Here is a 22593-nt window from a genome sequence, read left to right as displayed (position 1 = left end):
TCGCGAAGATCGCGGCCACCATGTTCGCATGGCGCCACGGGAGGACGCGCCACGGGCTGATAATCAGGGCGTAGGGAAGGACCACGATGGCCACCGACGAGTTGGGCACTGGACTGCCGTGGGTCGACGCCATCGCGGCGTCGTTTCCGCACCATTCGTTCGATGACTTCCACACCCACGTACTGCCCGCGCTCAACGCCCGGCACGGCACCCTCGTCGTCGACGACCTTGCCGGGGTTCCGCCGCTCGCGTTCCGGCTCCCCGATGGCACGACCTACACCTGGCGCGCAACACCAACAGGCGTGAATGCCATCAGCGGTGACGCCGCCGCCACCCTCGTCGAGCTCGACGAGACCACGTTCTCGGCATTCCTGAACCGGTTACTGTCGGCGTCCGGTGCCGTCCGCACCGAGCGGGCGCGACTGGTGCGCGGCACGTTGCAGGACTGGCGGCGCTGGGAACCCGCCATCCAGACCCTGCTGACCGGCACTCCGATCTATACCGCCGCGGTACGCGACACTCTCATCGACCGTGCCGGCCGGTCACTCGATCTGCACCAGACCTTCACCCCCGACGACGACGTCGAAGACCTGCGCCACTTCTTCCACATCGCCGGCTATCTGCACATCCGGGGCGTGTACAGCCCCGACGAGATCGCCGCATGGGGCGCGGAAGTCGAGAAGGTCCGAGCCATGACGACTCCCGGTGACCCGTTTTCGTGGTGGTCGCTGAACTCCAGCGGAACCGAAATCGTCACCCGCATCAACTATCTGGGCCGCTACTCCGACGTCCTGCAGTCGTTGTGTACCGAACCACGCACCACCGCGTACGCCCGGCTGGCGGGGCCCGAGCTTCGGGTCTGCGACGACCGGCTCGACGGCCCAATGGTTTTCATCAAGAACTCCGACGTCGTCAAAGGCGACGGCGACCTGGGCTGGCACGTCGATGACGGCATCGGCGGGCACCCCGTCATGTGCCCGCTCATCCAGGCAGGCATTCAACTCGACCACGCCGACGCCGCCAACGGTCAGCTGATGGTGCTGGCCGGCTCGCACCGCTATACGAAGCACTGGCTCCAATGGGGTCAGGAGGGCGAGCTGCCCGTCGTCAAGCTCGACACCGAACCCGGCGATCTCACACTGCATTATGGCGACATCATGCACAGCACTCCCCCGCCGACCGCACCGAATGCCGGGCGCCGAGTCCTGTACTACAAGTTCGCCGAAGAGAAGACCTTCGAGTGGATTCCGGCGGGCTGCCACTACAACGACGCCCTGTTCCGCGCGGACGCGACGGGCAGGGTGTCCAGCCGTGCCGCGACTCACTGAGGGCGCCAACTAGGCACCAGGCATCATGTTGAGCGTGACCGGCTCTCATGCGTTCGACAAAGCCCTGGAACTGCAGTCCGTCGATGACACGCGCATGCGTGGCCGCACGCAGCCGGATTGGGCGAACATGGTCGGCCCTTTCGGCGGGATCACGGCCGCGGCGCTGTTGCACGCCGTCGAGCTGCGGCCGGACCGGATCGGTGAGCCGCTGGCGCTCACGGTCAACTTCGCCGCACCCATCGCCGACGGCGAGTTCGACATCTCGCTCAAGGCCGCCCGGACGAACCGCACCAACCAACATTGGATCGCCGAGCTCAGCCAGGACGGCGACATCAAGACCACGGCCACCATGGTTTTCGGCATCCGCCGTGACACCTGGTCGGACGACGAGTCGCGCATGCCGAGTGCGCCCCGGCCCGAGGGGCTCGAAATCAGCGGTCCTCCCCTGCCGTGGGTCGGCCAATACGACATGCGTTTCGTCGAAAATCCTTTCCCGGCAGAGGGTTCCAGTCCGAGCGAGTCGTCGAGGACGACGCTGTGGGTGCGCGACGCGAACCAGCGTGGCCTCGACTTCGCCGCCCTGGCCGCGATGTCCGACATCTTCTATCCCCGGGTTTTCCTGCGACGCGGCGGGTTCTTTCCGGCCGGCACGATCTCACTCACCACGTACTTCCATGCCAATGGGCAGGAGCTCGAAGGCATCGGCGGTGATTACGTATTGGGCAGCGCCCACGCAAATCGCTTCTCGGACGGGTACTTCGACCAGAGCGCGCATGTGTGGACCCGCGACGGCGCGCTGCTCGCCAGTACCCACCAGATCGTCTACTTCAAAGGCTGACGCGCTACGGGCGCTACGCCGTCGAAGGAGCCGAGCGGCACTCACTGCGTCTCCGCGAGTTGCGTCGTCAACGAGCGATTCGTAGCTGCGCACGAGGCACTGCCGTCGCGGCTTTGGATGCCGCGGCGGAATGCCGGATCAGTTTGCGGGACTGCCACTTTCGCCGCCGTCAGCATCGCCGCGCTCCGCTGGGTAGAGCGTGGGGCGGTGGTAGAGGTTGGTTCGGGGTTGGCCGACGTCGAGCAGTGGTGGCGGGGTCCAGTGGGTGCGGCCGTTCTTCATGGTGGTGGTCCAGCCGCCGGTGTCGGCGAGGCGGTTGTCAGGGCCGCAGGCCAGGGTGAGGTTGGTGATGTCGGTGGGGCCGTCATCACGCCAATTGGTGTTGACGTGATGGGCCTGAGACCGGGATGCGGGGGCGGTGCAGTTGGGTTTGGTGCAGCCCAGGTCGCGGGCGAATAGGGCGAAACGTTGGGCGACAGTGGCGGTACGACGCGCTCGGCCCATGTACAGCGGTTGTTCGGTGTGGTCGTCAAAGACGACGAGGTAATGGTCGGCTCCGGCGGCGGCCATCTGAACCAGATCCTTGACCGGCAGCTTGGTACCGGTGTGAGTGAGCGCCACCCCGGTGCGCTTCTCGAGGTCGGTGACGGTGCAGGTGGCGATCACTGCGACGGGGAATCCGTTGTGTTCGCCGAGCATGCCGGTCTTCAGGATCATGCGGCCGACCATCTTGTACGCATCATGGCGGCGCTGGGCGGCGGTACGGGTGTCGTTGTCGATCTGTTCCTGGGTCGGTGTACCCGAGACGCAGGGCACGGCGTCGGCAGGGTTGCACATGCCGGGGGCGGCCCATTTGTCATTGATCGCATCCCAGTAAGCACGGGTCTCGGCGTCGATGGTGCCGCTGACCTCGGAGGTGCCATCGGAGCGCTGCTTGCCATGGTTGATGGCGCGTTTCGGGTCGGGTTCAGAGTCGTCGGGCTCGGGCCCGTCCTGATCCAGCCGATACAACAAATCCGCCGCGGCTTTGCGGAGGTCCTCGGGCGTCTTGACCCTCGCGTCGGCCACCAGATCGGCCTCGCACTGCAACAAGGTGACCGGATCCACCCACAACGGCACCTTGGCGAAGAAGTTGGTGATCACCGCGACGTGCTCGCCATTGATCGCACCCTCAGCCACCGCGGCGGCGACCAACTCCCACACCGGGCCCAACGGTTCGCCCGTGATGGCCGAGCGCGGACCGAGGTTGTCGCAGTCCCGCACCCGGCGGCGAGCTTCCTCCCGGCTGATGCGGTGCCGCACATGTAGCACCTCGGGCCAGTCCTTGGCCCCGATCTCCTTGGCCGTCGCCTGCGTCTGTGCCGCAGCCATAATCTGGTGGTCGACGGCTTCGGCAGCGCACTTCAGAGTTTCGCGGCGGGACTGCAGCTCCAACAGGACTTTGATGGGCAACCCGCTGTAGTCCAGGCCGTTGACCGTGGCGATCGCATCCTCAAGCGCCGCGTAGGCGTTGAGGACGGTAGCGGAGTCAATGGCCATACTCGAACACTAGTTCGAAACACCGACAAGAAGTGGCCGGGAATGTGACGCCAGTTACCTAGTGTGACCAGCGCAAACAAAGTGACCAAAGTTTTTTCAGAGCCTCCCAGAAGGGGGACCCTAAGAGAACACCGGCTGCCCATCGGCGCCGAGCAGATATCGCTCGGTCCCCTCGCTGACCCGCGGCGCATCGCCGCCCAGCGCGACGGCAATCTTGTTGATGCCGTTGCGCATCACGTCGAGGGTGATCTCGATGGCCTCGGCGTCGGAGAAGTGCGCGCGTACGCCCGCTGCGACGTCGGCCGGTATCCGCGACGGCGTCCACACCAACGCGTCGACGTAGCGCAACGCGGCCTTCTGCCTCTCGTCGAGCAGCTCCGACGACTCGTACAGCTCGATCTCCGAATACAGCGACTCATTGCCGCCGGCATCCAGCGCCGTGCCCTCGCGCAGTGACTTGCACAGCCGGCAGTTGTGCGCGGCCGCGCCCCGCAGCCGGACGACCTCGGTCATGACTGGGTCTAGCTCCCGACGCGCCCCTACCGCACTTGCGAAGCGGTTCAACAGCAGGTCCACCGGGTCAGTGGAGTGGTCCCAGCCATCGGGATCTGCGATCGGCGGTAGCCCCAGTGCCGCGAATCCAGCCCGCACGCGCGGCACGAAATCTGCAATGAACATCAGGGCCACGATGCGAAAACTGTTGCCGCCCAGCGCGGCAGTGAGCTGTTTCCGCTGAGCCTCAGAGATCACCGACACGTCGGTACTGAACTGCTCGGCGAATTCGGCCACCAGCGGCTCGGCGTCGGACACGGGCCCGTACACCTCTTCATAGGGCAACGGCGCAAGTCCCAGGGTCTCGGCACACGTCTGCCGCATCACCGCGTTGAGCCGCCGATCAGCCGGCGGCGACAACGCGATCAGGGCAGTCAGTAGATCCTCCACACTTCGGATTATTGCCGCGATGAGACCATCGACGCATGGCTTCGACCGTCTCGGCCGCATTCGCTTCCGACAACGCTGCTGGTGCCCACCCACGGGTGATCGAAGCGATCGTCAGGGCCAACCACGACAGCGTGAGCTCGTACGGTACCGACCCCAGCACCGAGCGTGCGGCTCAGAGGCTCAAAGAGGCCTTCGAGTCCCCCGACGCCGACGTGCTGTTCGCACTGACCGGCACGGCCGCCAACATCATCGCGCTGGCTTCGGCAGTGCGGCCCTGGCAGGAAATCCTGTGCAGCGATATCGCGCACTCACTGCTCGACGAAGCCGGTGGGCCCGTGCGGCTCTCCGGCGCGCAGCTGACTCGCCTACCCAGCGATGACGGGCTGATCTCACCGAAGGAGCTGGATCGGCACATCGCCCGCCGCGGCGAGGTGCACCACTCCCAGCCGCGCATCGTCACGATCACCCAGTCCACCGAGAACGGCCGCGTCTGGTCGCCCGCCGCCCTGGCCGAGTTTATCGGCTACGCCCACCAGCACGACCTGTTGGTCCACGTGGATGGCTCACGCATCGCCAATGCCATTGCTGCCCTTGATGTGTCTCCACGGGATGCCGTCGGCGACGCCGATATCGTCACCGTCGGCGGCACCAAGAACGGCATGCTCTTCGGTGACGCGGTACTGATCCGCCGTCCCGAACACTTCCAGGGAATTCGCTTCGTACAGAAGCAGATCGGTCACCTCGCCAGCAAGCACCGCTTCATCTCGGCGCAGTTCGAAGCCATGCTGCATGAAGATCTCTGGCTACAGACCGCTGCCCACGCCAACCGCATGGCCGCCGCCTTGAGCGCCGGGATGACAGCGGCAGGCCTCGACCTGGCCACGCCGACCGAAGCCAACGAGGTGTTCGTCATCCTCGACGCGACGACCACCGCACGCGTGCGGGAGCACTTCGCCGTCCACGCCCCGGACCCGCTGCGACCGATCGTCCGGTTCGTCTGCTCCTGGGCCACCACCGACGACGACGTCGCCGGCGCACTGAAAGCTATTGCGCCTGACTGACCGACGACATGTGGAAGTCCGGAATGCGCAGTGACGGCATCTGCGCCCGGGTGGCCCAGTCACCCCACTCGCGGGGCAGCGTGGTCTCGCTGACGCCGGCCTCGGTGGCGCGCCGCAGCAGGTCCAGCGGGCTCTCGTTGAACCGGAAGTTGTTGACCGCGGCCGTCACCTCGCCATCCTCGATGAGGTAGACGCCGTCGCGCGTCAGGCCGGTCAGCAGCAGCACCGTCGGATCGACTTCACGCATGTACCACAGCGTCGTCAGCAGCAGGCCGCGTTCGGTGCCGGCGATCATGTCGGACAGGCTCACCGAGCCGCCGGTCATCAGGAGGTTGTCGGCAGGTACGGCCACGGGTGCGTCGAATTCCGCTGCGGCAGAACGTGGATACGCCAGCGCATTCACGACACCGTCGCGAATCCAGTCGACGCGTCCGATGTCCAGGCCGTTGTCGAACACCGACACCCGCTCCGACGAACTCGACGTCGCCACGAACGGCAGGCAATCCAGCCCGGGCGCAACGGGATCCGAGTACAGGGTCAGCCCGAGGTCGGTGAGCTTCTCCCCCACCCGGGTGCCGCCCGGCGCCGACAGCGCGGTACGGCCCTCCTGGGCGCCGCGGCCGTCCATGCTCCAGCCCAGGTAGATCATCATGTCCGCGACGGTCGACGGCGGCATCAGCGTCTCGTAGCGACCGGCGGGCAACTCCACGGTCCGGGACGCCCAGCCGAGACGCAGGCCCAGGTCGTCGAGCATGGAATCGACTGGAACATCGACGAAATCGGCGGTGCTGACCCCGGCCCAGGCGCTGGCGCCATCCCGCTTGGCGTTGATCTCCACCGAACCGGTCGGCTGGGTGAACCGCCGCCGGATACCACCCGAGGTCGCCAGATAGGTGGTGTCGAGTTCGTGCCGCGCGAACCCGTACAGCGCGTCACTGCGGTGGAAGCCGTCGACGAGGCGGGTGGCCACGTTGCCGAACACCGCGGCACCCGTCAGCGGCGACGGTGCCTCCCAGTCGTCGGAGGTCTCCACGCCGGCCAGCGGCGGCGCGCTGTCACGCGCCTCGGGCGCCGCCTCCGCGGCGTCCTGCGACGCCGCCACCAGGCCCGCGATGGTCGACGGATCGACCTCACTGGACTTCACGACGCCGACCCGGGCCTTATCCCCTTGGCGGACAATCGAAATGACCGTGGTCTCGCGGCTCACCGACTCGCCGTTGGTGGTCATGGTGTTGCGGGCCCAGCGCAGTGACGCGGTGGACCTGTCGGTCACCAGGACGATGGTCTCGTCGGCGCGGCCGCGGCGGGTGGCCTCGGCCAGCACCAGGTCGACAACCTGTGGTGCAGCAGGGCGAGCGTAGCGACCGGGAGAATTATTCAGCATCAACGCCCCGATTCAGTTCGCGTGTTGAGCACATTGATTCCGCGGAACAGCGCGGACGGGCAGCCGTGGCTGACGGCGGCCACCTGGCCGGGCTGCGCCTTGCCGCAGTTGAACGCGCCACCGAGGCGCCAGGTCGACTCTCCGCCAACGGCTTCCATCGATCCCCAGAAGTCGGTGGTGGTGGCCTGGTAGGCGACGTCGCGCACCTGGCCGTCCAGCTTGCCGTTGCGGATCTTGAAGAACCGCTGCCCGGTGAACTGGAAGTTGTACCGCTGCATGTCGATTGACCACGACTTGTCGCCGACGATGTAGATGCCGTTCTCGACCCGGCTGATCAGGTCGTCGGTGCTGAGATCGTCGGTACCCGGCTGCAGCGAAACGTTGGCCATCCGCTGGATCGGCACGTGATGCGGCGAATCCGCGTACGAGCAGCCGTTGGACCGGCTGACCCCGAGCTTCGGCGCGAACACCCTGTCCAGTTGGTACCCGACGAAGACGCCGTCTCGCACCAGGTCCCAACTCTGCGCGCGGACACCTTCGTCGTCGAATCCGATGGTCGCCAAACCGTGTTCGACGGTGCGGTCCGCGGTGACGTTCATGATCGGCGACCCGTACTGCATGGTCCCCAGCTTGTCCGGGGTGGCGAACGACGTACCGGCGTAGGCCGCTTCGTAGCCGATGGCCCGGTCGTATTCGGTGGCGTGGCCGATGGATTCGTGGATGGTCAGCCACAGGTTGGTCGGGTCGATCACCAGATCGGTGGGACCGGCCGTCACGCTGGGCGCCTTGACCTTCTCGGCCAACAGCGTCGGCAGCTCCGCCAATTCGGTTGTCCAGTCCCAGACCTCGTCACCGGCGACGGCCTCCCAGCCGCGGGCAGTCGGCGGCGCCAGCGTCCGCATCGTTTCGAAGGCAACGGCCGCGGCATCCACGGCGACGGCCTCGAGCGTCGGCTGCACCCGCACCCGCTGTTGCGTGATCGACGAACCGAACGCGTCGGCGTAGAACACCTGCTCCTTGACGGCCTGCAGACCCGCCGATACGTGGTCCACCCCGTCGGCCGCGAGCAACCGGCCGGTGTACTCGCCCAGCAGCGCGATCTTGTCGGCGGCGGTGATCTCGAACGGGTCGATGCGGTACGGCGACACCCAGGACACGTCGGCATAGACCGGCTCGGGAGCCAGCTCGATGCGCTCGGCATTGAGCGGCGCCAGCGCAACGGCGACCTGCACGGCCCGACGGGCGGTCTCGGCCGCGACCTCGGGCGTCAGCTCGGCGTGCGACGCGAAACCCCAGGTGCCGTCGACGATCACCCGGACCGCCAGCCCGATCTCGCGGGTGACCACCGAGGATTCCAGCTCGCCGTCGCGCAGCTGGATGTGTTCGGTGGTGATCCGGTGAATCCGGAGGTCGGCGTAGCTCGCACCGGCAGCCAGCGCGGCCGACACCGCGGCGTCGGCCAGCAAATGGCGCGGCAAGGCCAGGAAGTCGGCGTCAACCCGTCGCAGCGCAGTCACGGCTACACCGTAGTAGCACCACAGGCTTTAATGATCCGGTGGCACGCCGCGGGTTCCGGGACACCTTGACCGGCTACGCGCTGCTCGCCCCCAGCCTGTTCGGCGTGGTGATGTTCCTGCTGCTCCCCATGCTGGTCGTGGCCTGGCTGAGCCTGCAGCGGTGGGATCTCCTGGGGCCCATCCGGTTCGTCGGGCTCGACAACTGGCACACCGTGCTGACCGACCCCACATTCGGCCGCTCGATGGCCGTGACCTTCGGCTTCGTCGCGCTGGTGGTCCCCGTCCAAACGATTCTCGGTCTGGTCGCCGCCACGCTGCTGGCCCGCGGCCTGCCGGGCACCGGGTTCTTCCGAACGCTGTATGTCCTGCCGTGGATCTGCTCACCCTTGGCAATCGCGGTGCTGTGGCGCTGGATTCTCAGCCCCACCGATGGTGCGGTGAGCACCGTGCTCGGGCACCGCATCGAATGGCTGACGGATCCCACACTGGCGCTGCCACTGGTTTCGGCTGTCACGGTGTGGACCAACGTCGGCTACGTGACGCTGTTCTTCCTCGCCGGGATCCTGGCCATCCCGGGCGACGTTCACGACGCCGCCCGCATCGACGGGGCGAGCGCCTGGCAACGGTTTTGTCGCATCACCTTGCCGATGCTGCGGCCGACATTCTTCTTCGTGCTGGTGACGGGCGTCGTCAGTGCGGCACAGGTTTTCGACACCGTCTACGCGCTGACGGGCGGCGGCCCCGAGGGCCGCACCGACCTGATCGCCCACCGCATCTACGCCGAGGCGTTCGGCTCGGCAGCCGTGGGCCGCGCAGCCGTGATGGCCTTGATCCTGTTCGTGCTGTTGCTCGGCATCACCCTGGTTCAGCACATCTACTTCCGCCGGCGGGTCAGCTATGACCTCACGTAACGCGCTCATCTACACGGTGCTGGTGCTCGGCGCCGCGATCACCCTGGTGCCGTTCGGTCTGGGCCTGCTGACGTCGTTCACCTCGGCCCGCCAGTTCAACACCGAATCGCCGCTGTCCCTGCCGAATCCGCCGACGCTCGCCAACTACACCGCCCTGTCCGACGCCGGCTTCGGCCGGGCCGCACTGGTGACCGCCCTGATGACCGCCGTGATCCTGGTGGGCCAGCTGGCCTTCTCGGTGACCGCCGCCTATGCCTTCGCCCGGCTCGAATTTCCGGGGCGCGACACCCTGTTCTGGCTCTATCTGGCGACGCTGATGGTGCCCGCGACGGTGACCGTCGTGCCGCTGTACCTCATGATGGCCGAGGCCGGGCTGCGTAACACCTTCTGGGCGTTGGTGCTGCCGTTCATGTTCGGCTCGCCCTACGCGATTTTCCTGCTGCGCGAGTACTTCCGCTCCATCCCGGCCGACCTCATCCGCGCCGCCCGCATCGACGGCGCCAGCACGCTCGACGTCATCGTGCACGTGGTGCTGCCGGCCAGCCGGTCGATCCTGGTCACCCTGGGACTGATCACCGTTGTCTCGCAATGGAACAGCTTCATGTGGCCGCTGGTCATCACCAGCGGCTCATCGTGGCGGGTGCTGACCGTCGCCACCGCTGGCCTGCAGTCCCAGTTCGACGCACAGTGGACCGTGGTGCTGGCGGCAACGACCGTCGCCATCGTGCCGCTGATCCTGCTGTTCAGCTTGCTGGGCCGGCACATCGTCCGCTCCATCGTCGTCACCGGCTTGAAATGAAGTTCTCGACCCGCTTCGTGATCGCCCTGGCCGCCACCATGGCGGTGCTCCTTGTGGCCGCCGTGCTGATGGGCCGGACGCAGGACACCGGGAAAACCGTTGTCACGGTGCGACTGTGGGACGCGCAGGTCGCTGCCGCGTACCGGTCGTCGTTCGCCGAGTTCGCCCGGCGGCATCCGGACATCGAGGTCCGGGTCGATGTCGTGGCCTATGCCTCGTACTTCGATTCGCTGCGCACCGATGTCGCCGGCGGCGGCGCCGACGACATCTTCTGGCTGTCGAACGCCTACCTGGCCGCCTACGCGGACACCGGTCGGCTGCTCGACATCGGAAAGCTGTTGGGCGAGGGCACCTCCGACGCGTGGGACCGGTCGGTGAACCAGCAGTTCACCCGCGACGGGACGCTGTGGGCGGTGCCGCAACTGACCGACGGTGGCATCGCGCTGTACTACAACGCCGACCTGCTCGCGGCGGCCGGTGTCGAGCCCGCCGACCTGGACGCGCTGCGCTGGTCCCCCGACGCCGATGACACGCTGCGTCCGTTGCTGGCCCGGCTGACCCTCGACCGGCACGGGAACCAGGCCGGGACACCGGGATTCGACGCCGGGCAGGTGCGGCAGTGGGGTTACAACGCCGCCAACGATCTGCAGGGCATCTACCTGAACTACATCGGCTCGGCCGGTGGCTCCTTCAGCGATGGTGACCGGTTCGCGTTCGACAATCCCGGCGCGCGAGAGGCTTTCGTGTATCTGGTCAACTTGATCAACACCGACCACGTCTCCCCTTCGGCCGCCGACACCAACGGCAACGGCGACTTCTCCCGCAACCAGTTTCTGCAGGGCCGTATGGCGCTGTTCCAGTCGGGCACCTACAACCTGGCTGCCATCGCCGATCAGGCGCGCTTCCGATGGGGCGTGGCAATGCTGCCCAGCGGACCGGATGGCCGCGTCAGCGTCACCAACGGGATTGCCGCCGCGGCCAATTCGGCCACCCGCCATCCTGATGCGGTGCGGGCAGTACTGCAGTGGATGGGCAGCGCCGACGGAAACGCGTTCCTGGGCACCAAAGGGGCGGCCGTGCCGGCGGTGCTGGCTGCCCAACCGGTCTACTTCGACTACTGGGCACAGCGCGGTGTCGACGTGCGACCGTTCTTCACGGTGCTGGACGGCCCCCGGCTCCCGGCCCCCGGCGGTGCGGGCTTCCCGGCCGGATTCCTGGCCATCAGACCGTTTTTCGATGAGATGTTCCTGGGCCGCGCGCCGGTCGCATCAACCCTGGCCGATGCCCAGCGCGCGGCCAACGCCGCCGCCGATCGCTAGAGCCGGTGCGTGGCCAGCGGCGTGGCCACCTCGACCCACAGCGACAACGCGCACATCGCGACGACCATCAGCAGCGCCACCGTATCGGCCCGTCCCGGTCGTGCCGGACTGGCGACAATCTGGCCCACGCCACCGCGCGCCGTGATGGCATCGCCCATCTCATCGCCGCGGCGTAGCGCCACCGTGATCGCGGCCGCCAGCAGGTCGACGATTTCTCTGCGACGTTGCCGACTGCGCTCGCGTCGCGTCTCCGGCCGCACCTTTGGCCGCAACCGGCGAGCCGCAAACAGCACTCGGTATTCATCGATCAACATCGGGAAGGCTCGCAGCGCCAAGGCCAGCGTGACCGCCCACTCGTCGACAGGGATGCGCAGCCACTTGAGCGGCCGCCCCAAAGTGGCCACCGCGGGCGCGATTTCAGCGACATTGGTGGTCCACGAGACCAGCCCGCCCAGTCCCAGCAGCACGATCGACAGCACCGTGATCCGCAGAAAGTTCAGCAGACCACCCATTCCCAGATGCACAGACCCGACGTCGAGGAACGGCTCGCCGCCCGCCAGGGCGGCCGTTCCACCACCGAGCAACAGCAGCACCCACACCAGGCGCGGCACCGAAGGCAGCACACTGCGTGGGATGTGTGCCAGCCACGCCGTGAGCAGCACCAACAGCGCGACCAGGCCGATCGGCACCCAGCCGGGGTACATCGTCAGGACGATGCCGATCAGCGCCACCACGATGAGTTTCGTACCGGCCCACAGTTCGTGAATGGCCGAGGTCCCCGGCACGGGACGCAGCAGCACCATCGACCGGCGCTGCGTCGCGGGTGCCGTCATGATCGTCCTCCCGCGGTGATCGGAGCCTCAACGAGTTCACCGCGGTGCAGCCGCAGGATGCGCGGACAGAGTTCGTCGAGCCCGGCGAAGTCGTGCGAGATGACGACGACCGTCAGCCCGGTGGTGCGGCGCAGTTCGGCGAGCAGTGTCACCAGACCACGCTGGCTCGCGGCGTCCAGCCCGGCCAGCGGCTCGTCCAGAATCAGGGCCCGCGGGCGACGAGAAAGCAATCCGGCCAACACCACGCGGCGCATCTGGCCGCCGCTGAGCTGGTCGATGCGCCGATCGGCCAGTTCGGGATCGAGCCCGACCATCGCGAGAGCTTCGACGATGCGCGCGGTGTCACGCTTGGAAAAGCCGGCTGCCGAGGCGATTTCGGCGCCGACGCGAGACCGCATCAACTGCAGCCGCGCCGCCTGGAACGAGATGGCCACGGCACCAACCTGATCGGACACCGGCTTGCCGTCGAGCAGACAGCTGCCGGCGGTGGGCACGGTGAGACCAGCCAGGATCCAGGCCAGTGTGGACTTGCCGGAGCCGTTGAGCCCGTGGATCAGCACGCCCTCGCCCTCATGGACGGTGAAGCTGATGTCGCGCAATGCCGTTGATTCCCATGGCGTCCCACTGCCGTACTGGTGCCCCACGCCCTGAACCTCGAGCACGGCCGGGCCGCCGGGTTCGACACCGTCGGACACCATCGGCACCGGTGCGGTCGCGACCATCTCGATGTTGTCGCTGGCGCCGTCCAGCCGGACGACCCGGTCGGCCGAGTCGGCTTCGTCGTTGTAGTGCGTGATGTGCACGAGCGAGGTCCGGTGGTGCCGGGTCAGGTCGGACAGCACCGAGAGCAGGACATCGCGGCCCTCCTGGTCGACCATGCTCGTGACCTCGTCGGCGATCAGCAGCGCCGGTTCACGGGCCAGGGCAGCCGCCACGGCCAGCCGCTGCAGCTCGCCGCCCGACAGCCCGCCGGTGTCCCGGTCGGCCATGCCGCTCAAACCGACCTCACCCAGCAGCCGTTCGACGTCGATCGTCGTCCCCGACGGCAGACCCCAGACCACGTCGTCGGCCACGCGGGTGCCGAGCACCTGGCTCTCGGGATGCTGCATGACGACCGCGGTGCCACCGGTCCGACCGAGACCGACCGCGCCCGGCCGGTCGATGGTGCCCGCCGTCGGTGCGCGGCCCGCGAGCGTGAGCATCAGTGTCGTCTTGCCCGATCCATTGGCGCCGGTGACGGCGACGTGCTCGCCCTCGTTGATGTCCATGCTCACCGGGCCGAGCGCGTCTCGATTGGTACCCGGGTACCGGAATCGGACATCGCGCAGGCGCGCCGGGACCGGTGCCACCAGACCGGAGGATTCGACGGTGTCGAGCTTGTGCACGTCGGGAATCCCGTAGAGCCGCTTCAAAACCCGCGACAGCGCCCACCAGCCCAGCAGCGTGACGACGATGATGTGCATGATCACCGAGATCATGATCGGCACCGGCCAGTAGTGCAGAAATGCCGCGAACCCGGTGCGCAGATCCTCGGCCGCCCGCTCCCCGCCCGGCACCGCAGCGATGACGTTGGCGATGCCGTGGATGTTCGAGGTCATCGACGCGAAGATCAACTCCCGCAGCCGCCGCACCAACAGCAGGATGCCGATGACGTAGGCCCCGAACGCGGCCCCCGCAACCACCGATGCGCACAGGACGGTGACGATGCCGCGGCCCGTGCGCTTGACGATGCCCGTCAGGCCACCGATGTAAGCACAGAACACCACGGTCATCAGCCCGCCCATGCCGGCAATCAGGAACGCGATGGTGCCGCCGGCGACGGTCGCGGCCACCAACACCCGGAGTCGGTAGCGGTAGGCCAGCAGTCCCATCGGGACCGTGCCCAGCATGCCGAGGCCCGCGGCGAACGGCACCACGACGGCGATGATGGCGGTGGCCGCGCTCAGCGCCGCCATCACGGCGGCCTGGGCGTACTCGCCCGGATCGAGGGGACCGGCCTTATCTCTGGTGCCGGCAGCAGTCATTGCACAATTCTGCCAGCTGCGCAGACGAGTAAACTCGACGGTGTTGTGACCGTCACCACTCCCGGCGGCAGGTTCGACTACATAGAGAATCTATGGAACCATGTTGAACATGACAGTTGCACCGGCGACCGAAACGACCCTCGCATCGGATCTGCTCACCGTCGTCGCACGCATCAACCGTCTGGCCAATCAGCGCGTCCGGCTGCCGCTGCCCTTCGCCCAGGCCCGGCTGCTCTCCACCATCGAAGCCGAGGGACGCGCCCGCATCTCCGATCTCGCCGCGCTCGACCACTGCTCACAGCCGACGATGACGACGCAGGTCCGTCGCCTCGAGGAGGCCGGATTGGTCTCCCGCACCGTCGACCCCGACGACGCCCGCGCCGTCCTCATCAGCATCACGCCGCAGGGCGTCGCCACGCTGGCGCAGGTCCGCGCCGACCGCGGCAACGCCATCGACCCGTTCCTGGAGGAACTCGACAGCACCGATCGGGACACCCTGGCGGCCGCCGTCGAGATCATGCGCGGCCTGCTCGCCGCGCACTGACGCTCACGGCCCGGGGATCGGGTCCAGCGCCTTGAGTGCGCCGCCGTCGACGGTGAACCGCACAGTGCCGATGCCGGTCGGCATTCCCGGCTGATCGTTGGGCTGCTGCCACTGGTACTGCACCGTCACGCTGTCCGGTGCGCTCGCGGTCACGGTGATGTACGGCCGCGCGGTGGGCGTCGGCGTGCCGATCATCGTGTTCTTGTTGAAGAACACCACCTGCTGCAGGCTGTCCGGCGTCGAATTGTTCTGCCCGACCTGCACCCAGTACAACGCACAGTTCGCGGTGTGGCCGCTGCCCATCTGAGTCCACTTGCCCGACGGCGGCGCCGGCAGCGCGTAGATGGACGCGGTCACGACGTTCTGCGCCGGCCCGTCGGCGGGTGTGCACTTGTCGGCCTGAGGCTCCGGGTCCGGACCTTTCGGGCTCCAGCCGCATCCGGCGGTGAGCAGGGCAGATGCCGAGAGCAGGACGATTGCCGAGGAGTAGCCGATGGACCGCATGCGGCCAGACTACGGCCAAGCGCACCAAGCTTTTTGACAGCAACCTGGTTTGCCCGCAGTTTGCACGGGGCACCCAAACCTTGTCTTTGACGCCCGGCAGGGGTTAGCCGGGCGCGAAATCAATTGTGACTAGGGGAAATTCGATGTGGCATAGAACGAAGCGAGGTCAGCATCAAAGGCCGGTGGTCAAGACCGGTGTGACAGTGGCAATCTCGGCGGCATTGCCCGTCGGGGTTGCAGGTTTGATTTTTGCGAGCGTGGGCACCGGTCCGGGACCGGTGCCCTATTTGCTGTCTGCGGCCATCACGGAGTCGAACACGACAGTGGGATTCGCCGATTCGGACATCATCGGCATGTCGACGGCCGACATCAACAAGACGCTCGACGAGATGCAGTCCCTCGGCGTGCAGAACGTCCGGATCCTGCTCCCGTGGAACAACATCGAACCGGCACCGGGCTATTGGAACTGGAGCACCGTCGACACCCTGGTGAACGCCGCGGCCGACCGCAACATGGGCATTCTCGGCGTGCTCAACGCCACGCCGGCGTGGGCGGTACCAACAGGCGCTCCAGCCGTGGCCTCGCCGCCGGCGGACAACACCCAGTACGCGCAATTCGTCAGCGCAGTCGCGGAGCGCTACGCCGGCAAGGTATCGGCTTACGAGGTGTGGAACGAGCCCAACGCGGCGCCGTCCTGGTACCCGACACCCGATCCCGCGGCGTACACCAGGCTGCTGCAGGCGGCGTATCCGGCGATCAAGGCCGCCGACCCCGACGCGACCGTGATCGGCGGCGTGGTCGGCTGGGTCACCGATACGCCCGGCCTGGCCATCAACGCGGCCTCATACGTCCAGGGCATGTACGACAACGGCGCCCAGGGCTATTTCGACGCGCTGTCGTTCCACCCGTACCAGTACCAGGTGCCGTTCGGCAACGGCACTCCGTACGGGCCGATTGCCCCGATCAACCAGCTGGCCACGATCCATCAGGAGATGGTCGCGGCCGGTGACGGCACCAAGCAGATTTGGGCGACCGAATACGGCGAGCCCACCTCCGTCGTCGACAACAACACGCAGGCGGCGTTCATCTCCAACTTCCTGAACTCGTGGAGCAGCTTCGACTACACCGGGCCGATGTTCATCTACACCACCCGCGACCGCAACACGGGCAGCACCAGCGATCAGGACACTCTTGGTGTGTTCCAGACGGATTGGACGCCGAAGCCCGCCGCGAACGTCATCGCGCAATGGACCGCGACGCATCCGCAGCAGGCGATCGGCACGCCGGACCCGAGCCCGATGCTGGCCCTCACGACGCTGAGCGCCACCAGAACCCTTGCCGACCCGACGGTTTCGACGCTCAGCGCCACCACCGAAACGCTTGCCGACCCGACGGTTTCGACGATGCGCGTTGCCTCCGGGGAGACCGCGGCAGCGACGAAGACGACGGACACGACCGCAACAGCGGCCGACCCGGCGACCGATCCGGCGGCGGTGCCCCTCCTGGCCGGCCGCACCATCGCGGCCGGCGTGCCCGTCACGGCCGTCCGGGCAACGCCCGCCACCCCGGCGACTGCCGCAACACCGGCAACACCGGCGACTCCGGCCACACCGGCAACCCAGGCGACTCCGGGCACCCCTGCCGTCCCGGCAACACCGGCCACCCCGGCAGCGCGGGCAATACCCGCGACCCCGGCCACCCCGGGCACGCCAAAGGCGTTGGCGCCCAAGGCCTCGGCGACCAAGGCCGACACCGCGGCACCGGCTGGGTCCACGAAGTCAACGGCACCGAAGCAGGACACGAAGGCGAAGTCCGCGCCGTCGAACTCCAGCCCGAAGAACACCGGGCCGAAGAACGCCAAGAAGAAGTAACTTCATCGACTCATCCGGAGCGGTGCGCCTGCACCGCTCCGGATAGCTGTGCGTTTCGCGACATCGACGCGTGGGTAAGTAATGTCCATGTCGATCACGGTCGGTGGTAGACCACCGGACTACGACGGTGATTTGCCCGGAGGCGTCGCCGGACTGTATGGCGGCGGCGCGTGGCCGACCGCGGGCAACAAGGCACAACGCCGCGTGCTGGCCCTTGCCGTCGGCGTCCTCGTCGGACTGCAGCGGCGACGTTGGCAGGACGCGGCCGTCGAATTGATCGGGGTCGCCCACGACGCCGACATGTCGCCTTACGTACTGGCGGAGGCGCTGGTCGAGCTCTCCGGTGGCCATTCCCTGCGGCTGGCCGGCGGGTCCCGTCCCGATGCGATGCGAACCGCCCTCAAGCATTGGGGCGACTTGCTCACTCCCCCGGACGATTCCGATATGGAGCAGGGCTCAGGCCCGGACCACGTCGTCGCTTGGTGAGCCTCCCGAGCCCGTCTCTACTCTGTGAATGTGACCACGACGCAGAACTTCTCACTCCGTCCGTGCCATGGACCCACGGAATGGCCGGAGCTGGTACGCATCTGGCGTAGCGCCGTCGAAGCGACGCATCACTTCCTGACCGCCGACGACATCGACTTCTACGAGCGGCGACTGGCCGAGGAGTACCTGGGGATGGTCGACCTCACCATCGCGGACTTCGACGGCGTGCCCGTCGGCTTCTCGGGTGTCGCGGGCGGCAATCTCGAGATGCTGTTCGTCGACCACCAGCATCGGGGTCGTGGCGCGGGCTCGGTCCTGCTGGCCGACGCGCGGGCCAAGGAGCCGGGCCTGTTGGTCGACGTGAACGAGCAGAACCCGCAAGCCGTGGGTTTTTATCAGCGCCACGGGTTCGTCACCCTCAGCCGGTCGGAGACCGACGGCGACGGGCGACCGTTTCCGATCCTGCATCTGGGCCCGGCGCCGTCGGCTCCGCTGCGCTGAAAAGGGTCAGCGGCGGCGACGCTCCACGCCGTCGGCGTTGATCTCTTCGCGGCGAACGTCCTCGGTGACCTGCTGGTTCTCGGTGACCTCATCGACCGCCAGTCGAACCCGTTCGACGGGAACCGATTCCTTGCTGACGACGACCTGGTCCTCGTGCAGCGTCACCTCGCGTTGGTCGTCGGCGAGTCGGGTGTCACGGACGTGAGCCGGATCGCTGATGGCGGCGCGCTCCACGCGCACCTCCTCGTGCGTGACGGGCACCTGTACGGTCCGTTGCTCGGTCACCACATGCTTGTTGAGGCGGGCTGTGCCTGACGTCGTGCGCTCGGTGCCCACCTGGAGACGCTCCTCCGAGCGGATCATCTCCGGCCCGGTATGGGTGGTGGCAGACGTCGCCGGCTCCGCGGTATGTGCCGACGTGTTCGCCGAGGTACCGCCGATGCCGCCAAGGGCCGGCGCCGCTCCCCGCAGGTGCTTGCCGCCGTTGGAGGGTGTCGAGTCGGGACCGGGCTGCGGGGAGGGCGGCGGCGTCGGCCCGGTGGACCGCAGGCCGTAATACTGCGTCAGGGTGGCTTCGTCAGCCGGGCTGATCCGCTCACCGATGTCCACGTGCGGGGCGTCCTTCACCGCGCTCTTCGCCACGGCCACGCGTACCGAATCCTCACCGTCGGGCCGGGCACCTGCCAACGGGACCAGCGACTCCGTCATGCCGAAGAGGCCCGTGTGCACCGAAGCCCACTTGGGCTCCCTGCTCTGGCCGTCCAGATACAGCTCGTGAATCTTGCCGATCTTCTCCCCGGACGGGTCGTACGCGGTCGCACCCTTGATTTGTTCCAGCACGTTCGTCATAAATTCGCTCCTTTCGTCCGTTACTCGTATTTCCCATTACGCCGCAGGCCCGATCAGGCCCGCGCGGGTGTGTTGACGACGCTCTCGGTTGCCGAAGCGCGGCAACACCACGCCGAAAAGGCACTCAAATGCCTTTTTCTCGAATGCTTTTGGGGTCAGGCGGCGGCTAGACGTGCCGGCCGTGCAGGTGCGGGTGGTGCTCGCTGAGCAACATGCCCGACAGCAACCACACGGCACCGAAGGTCGCAGCGGCCAGCGAGACAATCATCGCCACTGCGCCGAACGTCAGATATCCGGCCACCATCGCGACGGCACCGACGACCAGGGCCACGAAGCTCGTGGCAATGGTCACCAGGCCCGGCACCATGGCGCCGACCGAGGTACGCGATTCGTTCATGCCTTGCGGGTACCCGTGAGCCTGGGCACCAAAACTCAGGGCGCGTATCGAGCGTGGGTCATTTCGAGGCGACGCGCCGCAGAAATCGCATCGCGCCGCACGCTCGGCGCAGCGCCGGAGGCCGAAAACTGCGAAGCCACCCCAGAATGCAAAATGACCAGCACTTCCGTGCTGGTCACCGTTGCTCCCCCGATTGGACTCGAACCAATAACCGCCCGATTAACAGTCGGGAGCTCTGCCAATTGAGCTACAGGGGATTGTGCTCAGGCCCTGGGCGCGTGTCCCTGAACCGAGGCATGACTCTAGCGCATGACTGCGCGGATCTTTGAATCGGCTGGTAGCTGCCGGTCGGGCCAGACGCATCGGCGATCGTGAGGCAGGATGGAGCCAAGCACCGTCATCAGGGAGGGGTCCAGTGATCCGAGCCGTCGCCGTCATGGCCGTTGGCTATGTTCTGGGAGCCAAGGCAGGCCGTCGCCGTTACGAGCAGATCGCCGGCACATACCGCGCCATCACCGAGAGCCCGAAGACCAAGGCCGTGCTGGATGCGGGCCGGCGCAAGCTGGCCGACAAGGTGTCCCCGGACCCGAACATGGTGCGGTTGACGGCGATCGACTCACAGACCGCGGTCCTGCATCCGGAGTCGATTCACGACTGACCCGCGCCCGCCGGGGGCGCGTACGTCTCAGCCGAGCGGCTGGTTCCAGGTCTGGCCCGGCAGCAGCGGGCCGCTGCTGATGCCGCCGCTGGGCCCCCAGACGCCCCACGGCGTGCCGACGTTGACCGGCTGGCCGTTGGACCGGCCCATGCAGTAGCCGTCTTCCTTGTTGCCGAACCAGGCGAGGCAGCCGCCGTCGGCCGTCGTCTGCGACGACGGGGTGCTGCTCAGCGCCACGATGACCGGGGCAGCCACCGCGGTGGCCACGAGCGCTGCTGCGGCGAAAAGCCGGGTTGCTCCGATGGTCATGCTGGGCCTCTCCCCTGGGTCGGTTCTGCCCCACCATATCGCGGACCGTGGTTCTCCGCGTTACACCGACAAAAGCCTCAGCTGAGGTCGTCGCCGCTGGCCTGCTGCAGCAGGCTGCGCCGGTACTGCTCCATGGCGACGAGGTCCCCGAACAACGCGTGGTACTCGTCGCTCTGCTCGACGGGCGACATGCGCTGCAGTTTCGACTTCAACTCGGCGATCTCGCGGCCCACCCAGACCTCCTGCAGGCGGGCCAGCACGCTCGCGATGTAGCGCGGCAGCTTGTCCTCTTCGGCCTGGAACGCCTCGACCGACAGTTCGTTGATCAGGTTCGCCGCCGCCGGGTCTGCCGCCCGGACCGCCTCGATCCATTCCGCACCGCCCAGGCCGGACGCCGTCCCGCCTGCCGTGGTGATCGCCTGCCGGACGGTGGCATAACCGGGATGGGTGAAGCTGTCGACGGGCAGCCCGTCGAACACCGGGCCGGCCATCGCCGGGTACTGCAGCGCCGACTTGAGTGCCTCGCGCTGCGGCCACAACGTCGGGTCTTTCGGGTTCGGACGCCCCACTGCCGCTGCCGCGGCCGGAGCGGCCGGCGCCGACGGGCGCCGGGCATCCCGCTTCGACGTCGCAGGGCCCGACTTGGCGGTCTCGCGCACCCGCGCGATCACCTGCGCCACATCGTCCCAACCGACCCAGCCGGCGAGCTGACGGGCGTACTCGTCACGGAGGGTAGGGTCCTTGATCCGGGCCGTCAACGGCACACACCGCCGGAGTGCCGCGACGCGGCCCTCCGCGCTGTCCAGGTCGTGCTCTTCGAGTGCCGTGCGAATCACGAACTCGAACAACGGTGTTCGGCGCGCCACCAGATCCCGCAGCGCGCCGTCGCCGGCCGCCAGGCGCAGATCGCATGGGTCCATGCCGTCGGAGGCCACGGCGACGAACGACTGGCCGGTCAGATTCTGTTCGCCCTCAAAGGCTTTCACCGCGGCGGCACGTCCGGCGGCGTCACCGTCGAACACGTAGATCAGCTCGCCGCGAAAGAAGTTGTCGTCCATCATCAGTCGCCGCAGCATCGACAGGTGCTCGTCGCCGAACGCCGTCCCACACGAAGCGACCGCGGTGGTCACGCCGGACAGGTGCATGGCCATGACGTCGGTGTAGCCCTCGACGACGACGGCCTGATGGCCCTTGGCGATGTCGCGCTTGGCCAGGTCGAGACCGAACAGCACGTGGGACTTCTTGTACAACACCGTTTCCGGGGTGTTGACGTACTTGGCTTCCATGTGGTCGTCGTCGAACAGGCGGCGAGCGCCGAACCCGATCACCTCACCCGTCGCGCCCCGGATGGGCCAGAGCAGCCTGCGGTGGAACCGGTCCATCGGGCCGCGGCGGCCCTCGCGGGACAACCCGGCGGCCTCCAGCTCCTTGAACGTGAATCCCTTGCGCAGCAGGTGTTTTGTCAGGGTGTCCCAGCCCGACGGTGCGAATCCGCAGCCGAAGCGCTTGGCCGCGTCGGCGTCGAAGTTCCGGTCGATCAGGTACTGGCGGGCGGCAGCGGCCTCGGCCGACTGCAACGCCTCGGCGTAGAACTCCTGCGCGGCGGCGTTGGCGGCCAGCAGCCGGCTACGGCTGCCCTTGTCCCGCTGCACATTGGTGGTCGACGAACCCTCGTAGCTGATGGTGTAGTTCAGCCGGTCGGCGAGCAACTCCACAGCTTCGACGAAGGTGACGTGCTCGATCTTCTGCACGAAGGCGTAGACGTCGCCGCCCTCGGCGCAGCCGAAGCAGTGGAACAGCCCATGGTTGGGCCGCACATGGAACGACGGCGACTTCTCGTCGTGGAACGGGCACAGCCCCTTGAGCGAGTCGGCGCCCGCGCGCCGCAGCTGCACGTGCTCGCCGACGATGTCCTCGATGCGGGTGCGTTCACGAATGGCCGCGATATCGCGATCAGGAATCCGGCCGGCCACGCGCCC

Annotated in this window: 22 protein-coding genes and 1 tRNA gene; 11 read left to right on the top strand and 12 right to left on the bottom strand. The window is 67.4% G+C overall.

Annotated elements, in window-relative coordinates; translation table 11 throughout:
- Window positions 1–86: 86 nt before the first annotated feature.
- Complete coding sequence (locus ACJEIK_RS09040; protein ID WP_409431372.1) at window positions 87–1328, top strand: phytanoyl-CoA dioxygenase family protein; 1242 nt, start codon at window positions 87–89, stop codon at window positions 1326–1328.
- Window positions 1329–1362: 34 nt separating this feature from the next.
- The gene (locus tag ACJEIK_RS09035) at window positions 1363–2166 is read left to right on the top strand and encodes an acyl-CoA thioesterase (protein WP_409431371.1); all 804 of its coding nucleotides are present in this window, start codon (window positions 1363–1365) and stop codon (window positions 2164–2166) included.
- A gap of 138 nt (window positions 2167–2304) precedes the next feature.
- Here the strand turns inward: ACJEIK_RS09035 and ACJEIK_RS09030 are convergent, their stop codons facing one another.
- On the bottom strand, window positions 2305–3705 hold the full coding sequence (locus tag ACJEIK_RS09030; protein WP_409431370.1) for a DUF222 domain-containing protein: 1401 nt from the start codon (window positions 3703–3705) through the stop codon (window positions 2305–2307).
- Window positions 3706–3825: 120 nt separating this feature from the next.
- Window positions 3826–4668 carry a carboxymuconolactone decarboxylase family protein gene (locus ACJEIK_RS09025; protein WP_409431673.1) on the bottom strand — a complete coding sequence of 281 codons (843 nt, stop codon included), beginning with the start codon at window positions 4666–4668 and terminating at the stop codon, window positions 3826–3828.
- Window positions 4669–4682: 14 nt separating this feature from the next.
- Here ACJEIK_RS09025 and ACJEIK_RS09020 point away from each other — a divergent pair, with 14 nt between their 5' ends.
- On the top strand, window positions 4683–5708 hold the full coding sequence (locus tag ACJEIK_RS09020; RefSeq protein WP_409431369.1) for a threonine aldolase family protein: 1026 nt from the start codon (window positions 4683–4685) through the stop codon (window positions 5706–5708).
- On the opposite strand, the gene ACJEIK_RS09015 is transcribed toward ACJEIK_RS09020, so the two are convergent.
- Together ACJEIK_RS09015 and ACJEIK_RS09010 are read right to left on the bottom strand one after the other, a co-directional pair.
- Window positions 5692–7092, bottom strand: a complete 1401-nt coding sequence (locus ACJEIK_RS09015; protein WP_409431368.1) for a metallopeptidase TldD-related protein — start codon at window positions 7090–7092, stop codon at window positions 5692–5694. The genes ACJEIK_RS09020 and ACJEIK_RS09015 overlap by 17 nt on opposite strands.
- Window positions 7092–8609 (bottom strand): TldD/PmbA family protein, encoded by a 1518-nt coding sequence (locus ACJEIK_RS09010; RefSeq protein WP_409431367.1) that lies wholly within the window; start codon window positions 8607–8609, stop codon window positions 7092–7094. Before ACJEIK_RS09010 ends, ACJEIK_RS09015 begins: the two co-directional genes overlap by 1 nt.
- A 38-nt stretch (window positions 8610–8647) precedes the next feature.
- On the opposite strand from ACJEIK_RS09010, the gene ACJEIK_RS09005 reads away from it, so the two are divergent.
- The 3 genes from ACJEIK_RS09005 to ACJEIK_RS08995 are packed head-to-tail and all read left to right on the top strand — an operon-like array spanning window position 8648 to window position 11638.
- Window positions 8648–9520 (top strand): carbohydrate ABC transporter permease, encoded by an 873-nt coding sequence (locus ACJEIK_RS09005; RefSeq protein WP_409431366.1) that lies wholly within the window; start codon window positions 8648–8650, stop codon window positions 9518–9520.
- Window positions 9507–10319: a carbohydrate ABC transporter permease gene (locus ACJEIK_RS09000; RefSeq protein ID WP_409431365.1), complete on the top strand. Its 813-nt coding sequence runs from the start codon at window positions 9507–9509 to the stop codon at window positions 10317–10319. The genes ACJEIK_RS09005 and ACJEIK_RS09000 overlap by 14 nt, the downstream gene beginning before the upstream one ends.
- The gene (locus tag ACJEIK_RS08995; protein WP_135355792.1) at window positions 10316–11638 is read left to right on the top strand and encodes a sugar ABC transporter substrate-binding protein; all 1323 of its coding nucleotides are present in this window, start codon (window positions 10316–10318) and stop codon (window positions 11636–11638) included. Before ACJEIK_RS09000 ends, ACJEIK_RS08995 begins: the two co-directional genes overlap by 4 nt.
- On the opposite strand, the gene ACJEIK_RS08990 is transcribed toward ACJEIK_RS08995, so the two are convergent.
- The gene (locus ACJEIK_RS08990; RefSeq protein ID WP_135355793.1) at window positions 11635–12471 is read right to left on the bottom strand and encodes an energy-coupling factor transporter transmembrane component T family protein; all 837 of its coding nucleotides are present in this window, start codon (window positions 12469–12471) and stop codon (window positions 11635–11637) included. The genes ACJEIK_RS08995 and ACJEIK_RS08990 overlap by 4 nt on opposite strands.
- On the bottom strand, window positions 12468–14495 hold the full coding sequence (locus ACJEIK_RS08985; protein WP_133427287.1) for an ATP-binding cassette domain-containing protein: 2028 nt from the start codon (window positions 14493–14495) through the stop codon (window positions 12468–12470). Before ACJEIK_RS08985 ends, ACJEIK_RS08990 begins: the two co-directional genes overlap by 4 nt.
- Before the next feature lie 100 nt (window positions 14496–14595).
- On the opposite strand from ACJEIK_RS08985, the gene ACJEIK_RS08980 reads away from it, so the two are divergent.
- The gene (locus tag ACJEIK_RS08980) at window positions 14596–15039 is read left to right on the top strand and encodes a MarR family winged helix-turn-helix transcriptional regulator (RefSeq protein WP_133427286.1); all 444 of its coding nucleotides are present in this window, start codon (window positions 14596–14598) and stop codon (window positions 15037–15039) included.
- Window positions 15040–15042: 3 nt separating this feature from the next.
- On the opposite strand, the gene ACJEIK_RS08975 is transcribed toward ACJEIK_RS08980, so the two are convergent.
- Complete coding sequence (locus ACJEIK_RS08975) at window positions 15043–15543, bottom strand: LppP/LprE family lipoprotein (protein WP_133427285.1); 501 nt, start codon at window positions 15541–15543, stop codon at window positions 15043–15045.
- Window positions 15544–15800: 257 nt separating this feature from the next.
- Between ACJEIK_RS08975 and ACJEIK_RS08970 the strand changes: the two genes are divergently transcribed.
- The 3 genes from ACJEIK_RS08970 (at window position 15801) to ACJEIK_RS08960 (ending at window position 18401) form a co-directional block, all read left to right on the top strand.
- Window positions 15801–17414: a cellulase family glycosylhydrolase gene (locus tag ACJEIK_RS08970; protein ID WP_237162927.1), complete on the top strand. Its 1614-nt coding sequence runs from the start codon at window positions 15801–15803 to the stop codon at window positions 17412–17414.
- 87 nt (window positions 17415–17501) lie between these two features.
- The gene (locus ACJEIK_RS08965) at window positions 17502–17900 is read left to right on the top strand and encodes a hypothetical protein (RefSeq protein ID WP_138248471.1); all 399 of its coding nucleotides are present in this window, start codon (window positions 17502–17504) and stop codon (window positions 17898–17900) included.
- Between the two features lie 24 nt (window positions 17901–17924).
- Window positions 17925–18401 carry a GNAT family N-acetyltransferase gene (locus tag ACJEIK_RS08960; RefSeq protein WP_409431364.1) on the top strand — a complete coding sequence of 159 codons (477 nt, stop codon included), beginning with the start codon at window positions 17925–17927 and terminating at the stop codon, window positions 18399–18401.
- Between the two features lie 6 nt (window positions 18402–18407).
- Here the strand turns inward: ACJEIK_RS08960 and ACJEIK_RS08955 are convergent, their stop codons facing one another.
- The 3 genes from ACJEIK_RS08955 to ACJEIK_RS08945 all read right to left on the bottom strand — a co-directional run bounded on the left by ACJEIK_RS08955 (window position 18408) and on the right by ACJEIK_RS08945 (window position 19904).
- A complete protein-coding gene (locus ACJEIK_RS08955) occupies window positions 18408–19250 on the bottom strand; it encodes a PRC and DUF2382 domain-containing protein (protein WP_409431363.1) in 843 nt (280 codons plus the stop codon).
- A gap of 166 nt (window positions 19251–19416) precedes the next feature.
- Window positions 19417–19647, bottom strand: coding sequence for a hypothetical protein (locus ACJEIK_RS08950; protein ID WP_133427281.1), 231 nt, complete (start codon window positions 19645–19647; stop codon window positions 19417–19419).
- Window positions 19648–19831: 184 nt separating this feature from the next.
- Window positions 19832–19904, bottom strand: a tRNA-Asn gene (locus tag ACJEIK_RS08945).
- Between the two features lie 158 nt (window positions 19905–20062).
- On the opposite strand from ACJEIK_RS08945, the gene ACJEIK_RS08940 reads away from it, so the two are divergent.
- Complete coding sequence (locus ACJEIK_RS08940) at window positions 20063–20305, top strand: hypothetical protein (protein WP_020102071.1); 243 nt, start codon at window positions 20063–20065, stop codon at window positions 20303–20305.
- Between the two features lie 27 nt (window positions 20306–20332).
- Here ACJEIK_RS08940 and ACJEIK_RS08935 read toward each other — a convergent pair whose 3' ends face one another.
- Both ACJEIK_RS08935 and dnaG read right to left on the bottom strand, forming a co-directional pair.
- Window positions 20333–20614, bottom strand: a complete 282-nt coding sequence (locus ACJEIK_RS08935) for a hypothetical protein (RefSeq protein WP_133427280.1) — start codon at window positions 20612–20614, stop codon at window positions 20333–20335.
- 77 nt (window positions 20615–20691) lie between these two features.
- Window positions 20692–22587 carry a DNA primase gene (gene dnaG / locus ACJEIK_RS08930; RefSeq protein ID WP_409431362.1) on the bottom strand — a complete coding sequence of 632 codons (1896 nt, stop codon included), beginning with the start codon at window positions 22585–22587 and terminating at the stop codon, window positions 20692–20694.
- Between the last annotated feature and the right edge of the window lie 6 nt (window positions 22588–22593).

Source organism: Mycobacterium sp. SMC-16 (genome assembly GCF_046250085.1).
In the GTDB taxonomy this organism is placed as follows: Bacteria; Actinomycetota; Actinomycetes; order Mycobacteriales; family Mycobacteriaceae; genus Mycobacterium; species Mycobacterium phocaicum.
The sequence above is the reverse complement of the archived record's forward strand: the minus strand, read 5'-3'. Positions and strand labels throughout refer to the sequence as shown.

Excerpts from the sequence above, each read along its gene's own strand:
- ACJEIK_RS09040 (WP_409431372.1), top strand. The coding sequence starts at position 87 with ATGGCCACCGACGAGTTGGGCACTGGACTGCCGTGGGTCGACGCCATC.
- ACJEIK_RS09030 (WP_409431370.1), bottom strand. The coding sequence starts at position 3,705 with ATGGCCATTGACTCCGCTACCGTCCTCAACGCCTACGCGGCGCTTGAG.
- ACJEIK_RS09020 (WP_409431369.1), top strand. The coding sequence starts at position 4,683 with ATGGCTTCGACCGTCTCGGCCGCATTCGCTTCCGACAACGCTGCTGGT.
- ACJEIK_RS09015 (WP_409431368.1), bottom strand. The coding sequence starts at position 7,092 with ATGCTGAATAATTCTCCCGGTCGCTACGCTCGCCCTGCTGCACCACAG.
- ACJEIK_RS09000 (WP_409431365.1), top strand. The coding sequence starts at position 9,507 with ATGACCTCACGTAACGCGCTCATCTACACGGTGCTGGTGCTCGGCGCC.
- ACJEIK_RS08995 (WP_135355792.1), top strand. The coding sequence starts at position 10,316 with ATGAAGTTCTCGACCCGCTTCGTGATCGCCCTGGCCGCCACCATGGCG.
- ACJEIK_RS08990 (WP_135355793.1), bottom strand. The coding sequence starts at position 12,471 with ATGACGGCACCCGCGACGCAGCGCCGGTCGATGGTGCTGCTGCGTCCC.
- ACJEIK_RS08985 (WP_133427287.1), bottom strand. The coding sequence starts at position 14,495 with ATGACTGCTGCCGGCACCAGAGATAAGGCCGGTCCCCTCGATCCGGGC.
- ACJEIK_RS08980 (WP_133427286.1), top strand. The coding sequence starts at position 14,596 with ATGTTGAACATGACAGTTGCACCGGCGACCGAAACGACCCTCGCATCG.
- ACJEIK_RS08975 (WP_133427285.1), bottom strand. The coding sequence starts at position 15,543 with ATGCGGTCCATCGGCTACTCCTCGGCAATCGTCCTGCTCTCGGCATCT.
- ACJEIK_RS08965 (WP_138248471.1), top strand. The coding sequence starts at position 17,502 with ATGTCGATCACGGTCGGTGGTAGACCACCGGACTACGACGGTGATTTG.
- ACJEIK_RS08955 (WP_409431363.1), bottom strand. The coding sequence starts at position 19,250 with ATGACGAACGTGCTGGAACAAATCAAGGGTGCGACCGCGTACGACCCG.
- ACJEIK_RS08950 (WP_133427281.1), bottom strand. The coding sequence starts at position 19,647 with ATGAACGAATCGCGTACCTCGGTCGGCGCCATGGTGCCGGGCCTGGTG.
- ACJEIK_RS08935 (WP_133427280.1), bottom strand. The coding sequence starts at position 20,614 with ATGACCATCGGAGCAACCCGGCTTTTCGCCGCAGCAGCGCTCGTGGCC.